Here is a 12,752-nt window from a genome sequence, read left to right as displayed (position 1 = left end):
CCTGGCGGGTCACGCGCCGACCGGGCGCTTGAGCAGCGCTTCGGCCTCGGCCACTGTCCTGGGCGGGTTGGTCGGCGTCAGGCCGATCATCCGGGCGGTGTTGTTGCCGAGATAATCTTCGAGCGTGTCTTCATCAAGGTTGAGGCCCTGCGGCGGCTCATGGCAGAGCACCTCGAGCAGACGCAGCCACATGCCCGGCTCGTTCGGCGGGGTATCGGTGCCGAACAGGATCTTGTGCGTGGGCAGCACCTTGGCGAATTCGACGATGCGCGATTGCAGGCACCAGCCGGATTCGCAGTAGACGTTGGGCAGCTCCATCGCCCATTGCATGGGCTCGAACACGTATACGCCGCCGGTCTGGACGCCGAAGTGCGCCATGATGAAGTCCACGTTGGGGAACTCCTTGATCATCGGCACCCATTCGGACGGGATGCTGTAGGGGCCATCACCGGTGTGCAGCTTCACCGGAACGCCGAGTTCAGCGCATTTCTCGAAGGCCGGGCGTACCCAGTCGAGGGCGCGGTCCGGACGGTAGGCATGCATGTTGGCCTGCATCTGGACCATCTTGAACCCGTGTTCCTTGACGTAGCGCTCGATCGCCTCGACGCCGTTCTGCACACCGCAACGCGGGTTGTAGACAAAGCAGCCGATGAAACGGTCGGGGTAGGTCTGGACCATCTTCAGGGTGTACGCCATGTAGGCGTCGATGGACTCGCGGCCAGACAGCTCGCCGTCGGTCCAGGTGTAGATGGTGTTGCCTTGCGGCGGCTGGATGAAGGCCTTGTCGATCCGGCGGGGCTTGCCGTTGATCATGTAGGGGCCGTCCATCATCTCCAGCAGGCGCTCGCCGGTGAATGGGTCACCGTCGTGCCGCCAGGCGAGATCCACCAGATCGGTGGGGTAGCAACTGATATCGATGATCACAGTTCGATCTCCTGATATTGCGGGGAAGGAATCCTTCCGGTTCGCAGCAGGTACGACTTGTGCAATCGGCCATTGCTAAACGCATCGTTGCGCTTTCCCACGCCGGGTCGCATGAAGCAGGAGTGGTGCTCTGCTGCTTGGGGCGCAGTATTGGAATCCCCAGAGGCAGCCGTACAATATTATTTGCCGTCGTTGTTGATACTTAACGGATATCGGCCAGGCGCCGGGGATGCCAAGGGACGGTCGGAGGGGCCATCGGCTGGCCCGGATGGATGCGCGCCTGCCTGCACGGTCGCGCAAGCAGGATTGGCAATTCAGGCTGATGGTTCGAAAGTGCTGGCCACCATGCGCCGCACCGCCTCGACGACAGGCGCGACCTTCTGCGCCTGATCATGCGACCAGACCGCATAGAGGTTGTAATGTGCGGGTACTTCGGTACGGGTCAGCTCCACCAGGCGGCCAGCACTCAGGGAGTCGTGAGCGAGCAACCCACGCACCAACCCGACACCGACACCGGCTTCGGCTGCTGCGATCAGGTTGGCTACGTTATCGAACACCACCGGCGTGCCCGGCTCGATCGGCGGCAACCCGGCAGCGCCTAGCCAGGGTATCCAGGATCGGCGTGTATAACCCAGCATCGGTAGATCAAGCACCTGGGCCGGAGATATCGGCGCTTCGAGTTGATAGCGCTCAAGCAACGCAGGGGCGGCCACGACTATCACCCGGTCGCCGCAAATCTGCGCGATTTCGCAGTCTTCCCACTCTCCATATCCGTAGCGCAGGGCGATATCCACCCGCTCGAATGAGGGGCGCTCGGCCCGAGGCATCGACAACAACATCAGGTCGTGGCCGGGCAGAGCCTCCAGGAGCTGGGGCAGCCGCACATTCAGCCAACACTGCGCGAGCTCGCTATCAACGTCGATCGTCAATCGCAACGGCACATGGCCGTTCTGCACCGATGCAAGCGCCCGGTCTATCTGCGCCAAACCGTCGGACAACAAACTGGCGAAGAATGCCCCGGCGTCGGTCAGGTTGCTCTTGCCTCCCTCTCGCACGAATAGCGGCTGCCCAACGAATTGTTCCAGCGCGCGAATCTGTTGGCTGATGGCACTGTTGGTCAGATCGAGCTGGCGCGCTGCCTTGGAAAAGCTGCCGGTGCGGGCAGCCGAAAGGAACGCACTCATCGACTGGACCGACGGATACCTTTTGTACATAGCAGTTAGTCCTACTTAAGCAGGTTGCCAGAAATCGTCGCTGGCCCGGTTTTCCATAGCTTGCGAGTATCCAGACGTCTCACGACGAGCCCGGTGAAAGCAGGAGCTGCGGGCTGCGGCAGCCGGGCAGTTGATCACCCAGGCCATATGCCCCCCCGACGAAGAACGACAACCTACCACGCCACTCACGCAGGGACTAAGCGCACGGGCGGACTTGCCAGGGGACCAGATCATGGACCTGCGACTGCTACGTTATTTTTCGGTACTCGCCGATGAGCTGCACTTTGGGCGCGCCGCAACGCGGCTGCATATGTCTCAGCCTCCGCTTAGCCAACAGATCCGTCTTCTTGAAGAAGATATTGGCACCCCGCTGTTCAAACGCAGCCACCATCGGGTCGAACTCACAGCCGCTGGGCACACCCTGAAGGAACAGGCGCCCCTGGTGTTCGAGCAGTTGAAACGAGCACTCGATCTGACACGCCAAACCGGGCGTGGCGAGTTGGGTGAACTGGAAATAGGCATGATGAGTTCGGTGATGGTCGGTGTGCTGCCAAGGGCGCTGCATCTCTTCCGCGAGCGCTACCATGACGTTCGCTGGCGATTGCAGGAAATGACGCCGGTCGCGCAAGTGGCAGCCCTCAAGGAGAAGCGCATTGACTTGTGCGTTTTCCGTGTCGGCTACGACGACCCTTATGTGCGCAACGAACTGCTGATGTACGAACCTATCCATGTCGTACTACCCGCCAGCCATCCGCTAGCGCGGCACCCTCAGGTCGCCACGACCGATCTGGCTGATGAACCCTTTGTAGCGCTCGACCTTGAGCAATCGCGCTTTGCCAAGCTTCTCTACCAGTGCTGCGTGCAAGCCGGCTTCACCCCGCAGATCCGCCAGCAGGCAACCGAAGTGCAAACCCTGCTCAGCCTGGTACAGGCCGACTTTGGCGTGGCCTTGCTTCCGGCATCCATCGAGCAGGTCGCTCCTGCAGGCGTGGTTTTCCGAAGCCTGACCCCTGCACTGCCGGAAGTACCGCTGTACGCGATTTACCGTGCCGACGATGACTCACCGGTACTGAAGCTGTTTCTCGATACGTTGCGTGAACTGATTGCAGTCGAAGGTGAGCTGAAACGCGGCGGGTGCCAATTCCTCGGTTCTCCTTCAGCCAGCCGAACATCCGTTCAATGATTTGCATGGCAGGGCTGGCTTTCCCGATCCGTAAGCGTCCAGCTGTTACGACTTGAGCAGGCCAGCCAGACCATCGGGGGCCATCCTCACACGCAGCACCCAGCTGATCTCCGCCACCGTGCCCATCAGTAGGGTGCGCCATGCGCACCACGGCGATGGTGGCGACTCCGAGTCCGTCTCCCGGTGCGCGCGGCGCACCCTACGGGACCGGCAGCCTCCTGCTGGTTCGCTGACTCGAATCGTCACAGGCAGAGCCAGTGACTCATGACCACGTCCAAATAAAGGTCCAACCCTACTTCCTCGGCTTGGCCCTTGCCGTCGGCTCGGCCACGAGCGGATCGTCCGGCCAGTAGTGCTTGGGGTACCGACCCTTGAGGTCCTTCTTCACCTCGGCATAAGTGTTGCGCCAGAAACTGGCCAGGTCCTGGGTGACCTGCACCGGACGCCGGGCCGGAGACAGCAAGTGCAGCTTGACGCCCTGGCGGCCGCCGGCGATCCGTGGGGTGTCCGCCAGCCCGAACAGCTCCTGCAAGCGAACCGCCAGTACCGGTATGTCTTCACTGTAATCCAGCCGGATGCGCGAGCCCGAGGGTACGTCCAGGCTGCGCGGCGCCAGGTCGTCGAGGCGTTGCGGCAGCGGCCAGGGCAACAAGCCCTGGAGGATGCCGGCCAGGTCGAGGTTGCCAAAGTGGCTGAGGCGGCTGACCTTGCCCAACCAGGGCAGCAGCCAGTCTTCCAGGCTGGCCAGCAGCGCCGTGTCGGACAGGTCCGGCCACTCGCTGTTGCCCTTGCCGGCGAGATCGAGACGGCGCAACAGCGCCACCCGTGCCTGCCACTGGCGCAGTTCTGCGTCCCACGGCAGCAGTTCCAGACCCTTGCGCCGCACCAGGCCAAGCAACGCCCGCCCACGTGCGTCCTCGTCCAGCTCGGCCAGTGCCTCGCGGGCCAGCACCAGTTCACCGACCTTGAGCTGGCGTTCGGCACGCAAGACACCTTCACGTTCATCCCAGTCCAGCAGATCCTGGCGACTGACCTGCTCGGCCAGCGGGCCCTCGAACAGCCCCGGATCGAGATCGGCAGCCAGGTAGATGCGCTCTTCACGCTGGCCTTGGCGGCTGCCGAGGTCGGCAATCACCAGCCAGGCTTCCTTCATCAGCGCATCGGGCTCGCCGAAGATGGCCGCACGGCCGTTGGCCAGGCGGTAATCGGCACCACCGGCGCGGCGCTGCTGGGCGATACGGTCCGGGTAGGCGAAGGCCAGCAGGCACCCCAGCCAGCGCGGATGACCGGGATCAGCCACCGGTTCGCTGGCCGCTCCGCGCAAGTAGGAGCGGAACTGCCGGGCCAGTTGCCGGGCACGCTGCACGCCGCCACGGGCACTGCGCGCTACCTTGTCATCTCCCGCCAACAGGGCCAGGCGGCCATGCAGGTCGGCACCGCCACCGCGCAGGATGTCGCGTTCACCCAGTAGGGCGGCGAGGTCGCACGCCAGGGCGCCAAGCCCAAGGGCCTGACCACGCAGCAGCAGGTGGGCGATACGCGGATGAGCCGGCAGCTCGGCCATCGCCTGGCCGTGGCGTGTCAGGCTGCCGTCCTCGCCCAGGGCGCCGAGACGTTGCAACAGGTCGCGGCCTTGAGCATAGGCAGCGGCCGGCGGCGGATCGAGCCAGGCCAGTTCATTAGGATCGCCAACGCCCCAGCGCGCGAGTTGCAGGGCCAGGCCGGCGAGGTCGGCCTGGAGGATTTCCGCGCTGCCGTGGGCGACGAGTTGTTCGTGCTGGGCCTCTGACCAGAGGCGATAGCAGGCACCCGGTTGCAGGCGACCGGCACGGCCGGCGCGCTGGGTGGCGGAGGCACGGGAAATGCGCTGGGTGTCCAGGCGGGTCATGCCGCTGGCGGGGTCAAAGCGCGGTACCCGCTCCAGGCCGGCATCCACGACCACGCGCACGCCGTCGATGGTCAGGCTGGTCTCGGCGATATTGGTGGCGAGGACCACCTTGCGCTTGCCGGCCGGTGCCGGCTCGATGGCGGCGCGCTGGGCGGCCAGGTCCAAGTCACCGTGCAGCGGGCAGAGCAGGATGTCATCGTGGCCGTCCAGGCGTTCGCCCAGCTGTTCGGTGACGCGACGAATTTCCGCCTGGCCCGGAAGAAACACCAGCAGGCTGCCCGGCTCGTCGGCCAGCGCCTGGAGAACCGTCTGCACTACGCGCGGCTCCAGTGCTTCGCCCACCTGGGTGGGGCGGCCCCAGCGCTGCTCCACCGGGAACATGCGGCCCTCGCTGCGCACCACCGGGGCCTCCTCCAGCAAACGCGACAAGCGCTCACCTTCCAGGGTGGCGGACATCAGCAACACCTTGAGCGGCGGCTCGTCGCGCAACAGGGCACGCCCATTCAGGCAGAGGGCCAGGGCCAGATCGGCGTCGAGACTGCGCTCATGGTATTCATCGAATATCACCAGGCCGACGCCTTCCAGCGCCGGGTCGTCCTGTAACCGGCGCGCAAGAATGCCCTCGGTCACCACCTCGATGCGGGTACGCGGCCCGACCCTGGACTCCAGGCGGATGCGATAGCCAACAGTTTCACCCACCGACTCGCCCAGTTCGCTGGCCAGGCGCTCGGCGGCGGCCCGGGCGGCCAGGCGGCGCGGTTCCAGCATCAGGATGCTCTGCCCGGCCAGCCACGGCTCGCCCAGCAGGGCCAACGGCACGCGGGTGGTCTTGCCGGCGCCGGGCGGCGCCTCCAGCACGGCTTCGTGGCGGGACTGCAGGGCGGCCCGCAGGTCGGGCAGGACGGCATCGATGGGTAACGGATTCATGGGAACTCCAGGCAGGCGCGAAAGTATACCGGCGAACCGCCAGTTCCTTGCCGGGGTCTTAAATGAACCAGGCAGTTTTGCAACGGACGCCTTGGTATAGTTGCGCTCTTTCGACCAGGAGATGCTTATGCGCATTGCTTCCCGTTGGATCGGCGGCGCCGTCGCCGCTGCTCTGTTCACCCAGCTCACCGCCTGCGGCACCCTCTTCTACCCAGACCGTCGCGGTCAGATCGAGGGCAAGATCGACCCGGCGGTAGCGGCCATGGATGCCATCGGCATCCTGTTTTTCGTGATTCCCGGCCTGATCGCCTTCGCCGTCGACTTCGCCACCGGTGCCATCTACCTGCCTGGGGGACAGAACGCCCAGATCGCGCCCGAGAAGTTGCAGGAAGCCATCACCGCCGACGGCAAGGTCGACCCGGTGCGCCTGAAGTCGATCATCGCCCGTGAAACCGGCCACGACCTGCCGCTGGACAACCCGCACCTGCTGCAGCGCAGCGGCAACCTGCAGCAACTGGCCGCGTTCGGCCTGCGCCCGGCAGCCTGAAATGCGCCATCTGGCTGCGGTGGATCGCATCTGGCTCACGCGGGTACGCCGGGAGCCGCAGCCCCATGACCGGCTGGATGTGGATTTCACCTGTTTCAAACCGGAGCCTGCATGACCTCGTCCGCGCAGCACGCGCACCTGCTGCGCCTGGCGACCCGCGCGTCCCTTGCCGTCGCCATTACCCTGGTAATCGCCAAAGCCATCGCCTGGGCCATGAGTGGTTCGGTCAGCCTGCTGGCCGGCCTGACCGACTCGCTGATGGACAGCGCGGCGTCGCTGCTCAACCTGCTGGCGGTGCGTTACGCGCTCAAGCCGGCTGACGACGACCACCGCTACGGCCATGGCAAGGCGGAAGCCCTGGCTGGCCTGGCCCAGGCGCTGTTCATCAGTGTGAGCGCCATGCTGGTGGCGGCCCTGGCTTATGTACGCCTGAACGACCCGCAACCGCTGGAGGCGGAACTGCTCGGCATCGGCGTGATGGTCCTGTCGCTGGCGCTCACGGCTGGCCTGCTGATGCTGCAGCGCCGGGTAATCCGCGCCACCGGCTCCACCGCCATCCGCGCCGATTCGCTGCACTACCGCTCCGACCTGCTGCTCAACGGCAGCATCCTCGTCGCCCTGCTGCTGGCCAGCCTGGGATGGCAGCGGGCCGACGGGCTGTTCGGCCTGGGCATCGCCGGCTACATCCTGTGGAGCGCCATCGGCATCGCCCGCGAATCGATCTCGGTGTTGATGGACGAAGAGCTGACGCCGGCGATCAGCGCCGATATGCATCGCCTGGCCTGCACCGTCCCCGGCGTGCTCGGCGCACATGACCTGCGCACGCGGATTTCCGGTAACCACTGGTACGTGCAACTGCACCTGGAACTTCCCGGCGATTTGCCCCTTTCCCGAGCCCACGCTCTCTGCGAAGAAGCCGCGAACGCCATCACCGCGCAGTACCCCCGCGCCGAAGTGCTGGTGCATGCCGACCCCAGCGAAGTGGTGAAGCACGACTAGAGCAATTGCCCTGAAAATCTCAGATTGCCTCCTTCCATGACAAGAAGGAGAGTCTGCGATGCCGCTGTCGTTATCCGCCACTGTCCTGCTCGGGCTGGTGGCCCGGAGTCTGCTGTTGGTGTTCCTGCCGGTCTGACGTTTCCACGCGCAATAAAAAAGGGAGCCCCATACCGCGGGGCCCCCTTCGGGAAATTCGTCCTGTGCTGGCGATTGTGTCGCCGCTGTCATCGCCTGCCTGATTGGGCAGCGCGGACCCGGGGGCCTGCTCGATCCGGTTGGATCGGCGGCGCCGACGCACCTGATTGGGCGGGTCGGGTGGACATGCTGTCCGGGCCGTGAAACTGAGAGAAATCTTACGTCGTGGCGCGCGACGAATGATTGCTAAGATTGCTCAACAAAGAGTAACTTGCGCAACCAATCACCAACTAAGCAATATTTTCAGCAATTAACCAAAAGCATGGCGCGCACAATGGAAAAACTCGATCGCTACGACCTGAAGATCCTCGCCGAACTGCAACGCGATGCGCGCATCTCCAATCAAGAGCTGGCCGAACGCATCGGCCTCTCGCCGTCGCCCTGCTCACGGCGGGTCAAACAGCTGGAGGACGACGGCTACATCGTCCGCCAGGTCGCTCTGCTGGACCGCAAGAAGCTGGGCCTCAGCCTCACCGCCTATGTGTTGATCGGCATGGACCGGCACACTCCGGAGCGTTTCGAGCATTTCCAGGAAGTCATCCGCCAGTGCCCTGAGGTACTGGAGTGCAGCCTGGTGACCGGAATGGAAGCGGACTACCAGCTGAAGGTGGTGGTGCCCGATATGGATCACTACCAGCAGTTCCTGCTCGGCCAGTTGACGCGGATCGAAGGGGTTACCAGCGTGCGGTCGAGCTTCGTGCTCAATCAGGTGCTGAGCAGCACCGAGCTGCCCCTGGGCCATCTGCGCAGCTGAACGGCCCTCGCGCGGAAGACGGCTTGGCGTATAATCGCCGCGCTTTGCTGTACCCCCCCGCGCGGCCCCGCCCCATAAGAGCCTTCCGGCTCGCAGAATCACAAGCGCACCGCCCGCCTACCGCCCGGCCTTTCGGCCGCGCAGGTGCAGCCTGTATTCAGCCCTTGAGGTATGCAATGAGCCCGGAAAAGTTCGAAGAGTTGATGATGACGGCGATGATCGCCGGCCTGGTGGCCTTCATGGCCTTCATCGTCTGGGACCTGGCCAAGAAGTCCAAGGCCGGGCGCTTCGGCACCATGATCCTGTTCCTCGCCCTGGGCCTGGGCGTGCTGGGCTTCGTGATCAAGACGCTGGTTATCGGCGGCATGGAAGGCTTTTAAGCCTCCAGCCCGAGCTCGCGAGCTAGAGCGAGACAAGGCGCTCACAATCGAGAAAGCGGAGTTTACGACTGTAAATGAGCATTTACTCGCTTTGCTCGCCCCGTTGGGGCCGCACAGAAGTGCGCTAGCCGCAAGCGGTTTTCAAGATTGTGAGCAACGCAGTATCGCCGACGCGCAGCAACTCGGTTCAGAGCTTCGCCGGCACTTCGCGGTACTCCCCCAGCCCCAGCCCGTCGAGGCCCCAGGGTCCGATACGTACCCGCACCAGGCGCAGGGTGGGCAAGCCCACTGCAGCGGTCATGCGCCGTACCTGGCGGTTACGCCCTTCTCGAATCACCAGCTCCAGCCAGGCCGTCGGCACGCTCTTGCGGAAGCGCACTGGCGGGTTGCGCTCCCACAGGTGCGGCTCGTCCAGCAATCGCGCCTCGGCCGGCAAGGTCGGCCCATCGTTCAGTTCGACGCCATCGCGCAGGCGCTGGAGCTGCTCTTCTCTGGGTTCCCCCTCCACCTGCACCCAGTAAGTCTTCGGCAGCTTGTGCTTTGGATCGGCGATGCGCGCCTGCAGACGGCCGTCATTGGTCAACAGCAGCAGACCTTCGCTGTCGCGATCCAGGCGCCCTGCGGGATAAATACCGGGAATGGGAATGTAGTCCTTCAGCGTCGCCCGGCCCTCGCCGTCGCTGAACTGCGTCAGCACGTCGAAGGGCTTGTTGAACAGCAGCAGACGCGGTTCGACCGGCGGCGCCTTGGCCACGCGACGAGGAGCTGCGGGGCCAGGACGGCGGGAAGCGGGGCGAGAGGGGCGAGTTGGGCGCGACATGCCTGGAAACGGGTTGGCGGTCTGGGAATGGGAGAGGCATGCTAGGTTGAGTGCCTTCCTGCCGCAAGAGAGAACGCAACGCCATGCCGCGTGCCCTGCGCCCCACCTGGCTGATCAACCTGATGACCCTTGCCGGCTATCACCGATCGCCGTACCGCGGGCCGACCTCGAACAACTTCGACGGCCGCCGCTTCCGTAACCTCGAGCCCAAGCCGCACAAGGACCTGCGTTCCTTCCTGCGCTGGCAGCTCAGCCGCGAAAAACAGGCGGAATGGCTGGACCAGCCTGGCCCGGCTGTGCCGCCCGACGTGCCTGTGCGGGTGGAAGGCGATGAGCTGCGGGTGACCTACATCAATCACGCCACCCTGCTGATCCAGCATCGCGGCCTGAATATCCTCACCGATCCGGTCTGGTCGCAGCGGGTCAGCCCCTTCAGCTTCGTCGGTCCCAAACGCCATCATCCGCCAGGGCTCGAACTGGACCAGCTGCCGCCCATCGACCTGATCCTGGTCAGCCACAACCACTACGACCACCTCGACCTGGAAAGCCTGCGCGGACTGGTGGAACGCTTCCCGCGGGCCACCGTGGTCAGCGGCCTGGGCAACGGGATGCTGATCCGAGAGACCGGTTTCAAGCAGGTCATCGAACTGGACTGGTGGCAGGAGCTGCCGTTGGCGGGCGACCTGAAACTGCACGCGGTGCCGGTCCAGCACTGGTCGGCGCGCACCCGTAGCGACGCCAACGAGACGCTATGGATGGGCTTTGTGATCGAATCGCCCGACGGCCCTTTCCTTTTCCCTGGCGATACCGGCCTGGGGCCGGAGTTCCGCCTGATTCGCGAGCGGTTCGGACCGATGCGCTTCGCGGCCCTGCCGATTGGCGCCTACGCGCCGCGCTGGTTCATGCGCGACAATCACATGAACCCGGACGATGCGGTGCAGGCCCACAAGCAGCTGGAATCGCAGTGCAGCCTGGCGATCCACTTCGGCACCTTCAACCTCACCGACGAAGGCCAGTTCGCCCCGCCGCGCGACCTGGGCAAGGCGCTGACCGACTGGCAGGTGGAGGTGGACGTCTTCCGCGTGCCGACGCCGGGGTATCAGTGGCTGATTCCACCTATGGCGCCATGAGTAAACATTCACGCTCGTAGAACGTGAACTTGCTTTTGGCCCCCTGGAAGGGGGCGAGAGGTCCAGCTCAAACCTCGGCATGACATCGCGGCACTCCCCACCGTAGGGTGCGCCATGTGTTCAGCCGGGATAGATGGGAGACAACCGTGGCCCAAATACCGCTGGTGCGCGCGGCGCACCCTACAAACAACGCCCCAAGAACGTGGTTTCCCAAGTTCAAATGAAAATGGGCCACGAGATGCAGCCCTCTTTCTTGCCTGGTGTCAGCGGAACGGCGGTTCGTCGAAGCTGCGCAGCTTGCGCGAGTGCAGTGCATTGAGCTGCGTACGCAGCAAGTCCAGGGCCGCGATGCCGATGCGCAGATGCTGACTCACCGCACGCTGGTAGAAGGCGCTGGCCGAGCCGGGCAGTTTGATCTCGCTATGCAGCGGCTTGTCGGATACGCACAGCAAGGTGCCGTACGGCACTCGCAAGCGGTAACCCTGCGCCGCGACCGTGCCGCTTTCCATATCCACCGCCACCGCCCGCGACAGGTTGATCAGCGGTCGCTCCTGGGCCCAGCGCAGTTCCCAGTTTCGGTCGTCGTAGGTGAGCACGGTACCGGTGCGCAGGCGGAGTTTGAGGTCTTCGCCGCGCTCGCCGGTAACTTGTGCTGCGGCCTCCTGCAGCGCCTGCTGCACTTCGGCCAGGGCCGGCAGCGGGATGTTCGGCGGCAGCACACGGTCGAGGATGCCGTCGCGGCGCATGTAGGCGTGGGCCAGTACATAGTCGCCGATGGTCTGCGACTGCCGCAGGCCACCACAGTGGCCGATCATCAGCCAGCAATGCGGACGCAGCACCGCCAGGTGATCGGTGATGTTCTTGGCGTTGGACGGCCCGACGCCGATGTTCACCAACGTGACGCCGTGGCCGTCGGCCGCAATCAGGTGGTAGGCCGGCATCTGGTAGCGGTGCCAGACCACGCCGTCGACTATGGCCTGCATCTCGCCCTCGTCCATGCCGCGCTCCACCACCACGTTGCCCGGCAACACCATGCGCACGAAACGCGGGTCTTCGCGCAACTGGTCAATGCCGTGGCGGATGAACTGGTCGACGTAACGGTGGTAGTTGGTCAGCAGTATCCAGGGCTGCACGTGGCGCCAGTCGCTGCCGGTGTAATGCACGAGGCGACGCAGGGAGAAATCCACGCGCGCGGCATCGAACAATGCCAGCGGCAGCGGGTCGGCGTTCTCCCAATCGTAAAGACCATCGGCCACACCATCGGTGGCCGCGGAAAGGTCGGTACTGGGGAACACCCGCGCCAGTTCAGCGGCGGTCACCCCGGAGCCGGCGAGTTCGTCACCCTGCTCCACCACGTAGGGGTAAGGGATGTTCTGCTGGCTGATGCCCACTTCTACCTGCACGGTGAAGTCGTGCATCAGGGGGCGCAGCTGCTCCAGCAAGTACTTGCGGAAGGCGTCCGGGTGGGTGACGGTCACGCTGTAATTGCCCGGCACCTGGATCTTGGCGTAGGCGCGGGTAGTGGAGGGCACTTCGCCCTGGCAGCGGTAGGTGATGCGCAGCAGCGGGTAGCGGAACAGCGCACGCTGCGCTGCATCAGGCTCGATGCGTTCCTTGATGTAGCGCTTCAGCGCCTGACTGAGGGCACCCGTGGCCTGCCGATGCAGCTCGGCAAGTCGATCGACGGCTTCCTCGGCGGTTTCAGCAATCACAAAATCAGTCGGTTCGAGGCTCACGGTCGGCATCCTTTCTGTTCGCTCTGGACCTATCTTGCCTGCTTGGACAGGCAAA

Annotated in this window: 11 protein-coding genes; 6 read left to right on the top strand and 5 right to left on the bottom strand. The window is 64.6% G+C overall.

The window, feature by feature from the left end:
* Nucleotides 1-9: 9 nt before the first annotated feature.
* Both THL1_RS04420 and THL1_RS04415 read right to left on the bottom strand, forming a co-directional pair.
* On the bottom strand, nt 10-924 hold the full coding sequence (locus THL1_RS04420; RefSeq protein ID WP_069082126.1) for an amidohydrolase family protein: 915 nt from the start codon (nt 922-924) through the stop codon (nt 10-12).
* Between the two features lie 314 nt (nt 925-1,238).
* Nucleotides 1,239-2,138 carry a LysR substrate-binding domain-containing protein gene (locus THL1_RS04415; protein WP_069082125.1) on the bottom strand — a complete coding sequence of 300 codons (900 nt, stop codon included), beginning with the start codon at nt 2,136-2,138 and terminating at the stop codon, nt 1,239-1,241.
* A 232-nt stretch (nt 2,139-2,370) separates the two neighbouring features.
* On the opposite strand from THL1_RS04415, the gene THL1_RS04410 reads away from it, so the two are divergent.
* The gene (locus tag THL1_RS04410; RefSeq protein ID WP_069082124.1) at nt 2,371-3,321 is read left to right on the top strand and encodes a LysR substrate-binding domain-containing protein; all 951 of its coding nucleotides are present in this window, start codon (nt 2,371-2,373) and stop codon (nt 3,319-3,321) included.
* Nucleotides 3,322-3,613: 292 nt separating this feature from the next.
* Here THL1_RS04410 and hrpB read toward each other — a convergent pair whose 3' ends face one another.
* On the bottom strand, nt 3,614-6,136 hold the full coding sequence (hrpB, locus tag THL1_RS04405) for an ATP-dependent helicase HrpB (protein ID WP_069082123.1): 2,523 nt from the start codon (nt 6,134-6,136) through the stop codon (nt 3,614-3,616).
* A 127-nt stretch (nt 6,137-6,263) separates the two neighbouring features.
* Here hrpB and THL1_RS04400 point away from each other — a divergent pair, with 127 nt between their 5' ends.
* The 4 genes from THL1_RS04400 (at nt 6,264) to THL1_RS04385 (ending at nt 9,011) form a co-directional block, all read left to right on the top strand.
* Nucleotides 6,264-6,683 carry a polyribonucleotide nucleotidyltransferase gene (locus THL1_RS04400; RefSeq protein ID WP_069082122.1) on the top strand — a complete coding sequence of 140 codons (420 nt, stop codon included), beginning with the start codon at nt 6,264-6,266 and terminating at the stop codon, nt 6,681-6,683.
* Nucleotides 6,684-6,794: 111 nt separating this feature from the next.
* Entirely contained in the window at nt 6,795-7,682 is an 888-nt protein-coding gene (locus tag THL1_RS04395) for a cation diffusion facilitator family transporter (RefSeq protein ID WP_069082121.1), read from the top strand.
* Between the two features lie 469 nt (nt 7,683-8,151).
* Nucleotides 8,152-8,631, top strand: a complete 480-nt coding sequence (locus THL1_RS04390) for an Lrp/AsnC family transcriptional regulator (protein ID WP_069082120.1) — start codon at nt 8,152-8,154, stop codon at nt 8,629-8,631.
* Between the two features lie 176 nt (nt 8,632-8,807).
* Entirely contained in the window at nt 8,808-9,011 is a 204-nt protein-coding gene (locus THL1_RS04385; protein WP_069082119.1) for a DUF2788 domain-containing protein, read from the top strand.
* Nucleotides 9,012-9,198: 187 nt separating this feature from the next.
* Here the strand turns inward: THL1_RS04385 and THL1_RS04380 are convergent, their stop codons facing one another.
* A complete protein-coding gene (locus tag THL1_RS04380) occupies nt 9,199-9,765 on the bottom strand; it encodes a pseudouridine synthase (protein ID WP_069082118.1) in 567 nt (188 codons plus the stop codon).
* A gap of 149 nt (nt 9,766-9,914) precedes the next feature.
* Between THL1_RS04380 and THL1_RS04375 the strand changes: the two genes are divergently transcribed.
* Entirely contained in the window at nt 9,915-10,961 is a 1,047-nt protein-coding gene (locus tag THL1_RS04375) for an MBL fold metallo-hydrolase (protein ID WP_069082117.1), read from the top strand.
* Between the two features lie 263 nt (nt 10,962-11,224).
* Here THL1_RS04375 and amn read toward each other — a convergent pair whose 3' ends face one another.
* Nucleotides 11,225-12,706 (bottom strand): AMP nucleosidase, encoded by a 1,482-nt coding sequence (amn, locus tag THL1_RS04370; protein WP_069082116.1) that lies wholly within the window; start codon nt 12,704-12,706, stop codon nt 11,225-11,227.
* Between the last annotated feature and the right edge of the window lie 46 nt (nt 12,707-12,752).

Source organism: Pseudomonas sp. TCU-HL1, from assembly GCF_001708505.1.
In the GTDB taxonomy this organism is placed as follows: Bacteria; Pseudomonadota; Gammaproteobacteria; order Pseudomonadales; family Pseudomonadaceae; genus Metapseudomonas.
Note: the sequence above shows the minus strand (reverse complement) of the source record. Positions and strands in the feature narration are given on the sequence as shown.

Excerpts from the sequence above, each read along its gene's own strand:
- THL1_RS04390 (WP_069082120.1), top strand. The coding sequence starts at position 8,152 with ATGGAAAAACTCGATCGCTACGACCTGAAGATCCTCGCCGAACTGCAA.
- THL1_RS04395 (WP_069082121.1), top strand. The coding sequence starts at position 6,795 with ATGACCTCGTCCGCGCAGCACGCGCACCTGCTGCGCCTGGCGACCCGC.
- THL1_RS04415 (WP_069082125.1), bottom strand. The coding sequence starts at position 2,138 with ATGTACAAAAGGTATCCGTCGGTCCAGTCGATGAGTGCGTTCCTTTCG.
- THL1_RS04375 (WP_069082117.1), top strand. The coding sequence starts at position 9,915 with ATGCCGCGTGCCCTGCGCCCCACCTGGCTGATCAACCTGATGACCCTT.
- THL1_RS04385 (WP_069082119.1), top strand. The coding sequence starts at position 8,808 with ATGAGCCCGGAAAAGTTCGAAGAGTTGATGATGACGGCGATGATCGCC.
- hrpB (WP_069082123.1), bottom strand. The coding sequence starts at position 6,136 with ATGAATCCGTTACCCATCGATGCCGTCCTGCCCGACCTGCGGGCCGCC.
- amn (WP_069082116.1), bottom strand. The coding sequence starts at position 12,706 with ATGCCGACCGTGAGCCTCGAACCGACTGATTTTGTGATTGCTGAAACC.
- THL1_RS04410 (WP_069082124.1), top strand. The coding sequence starts at position 2,371 with ATGGACCTGCGACTGCTACGTTATTTTTCGGTACTCGCCGATGAGCTG.
- THL1_RS04400 (WP_069082122.1), top strand. The coding sequence starts at position 6,264 with ATGCGCATTGCTTCCCGTTGGATCGGCGGCGCCGTCGCCGCTGCTCTG.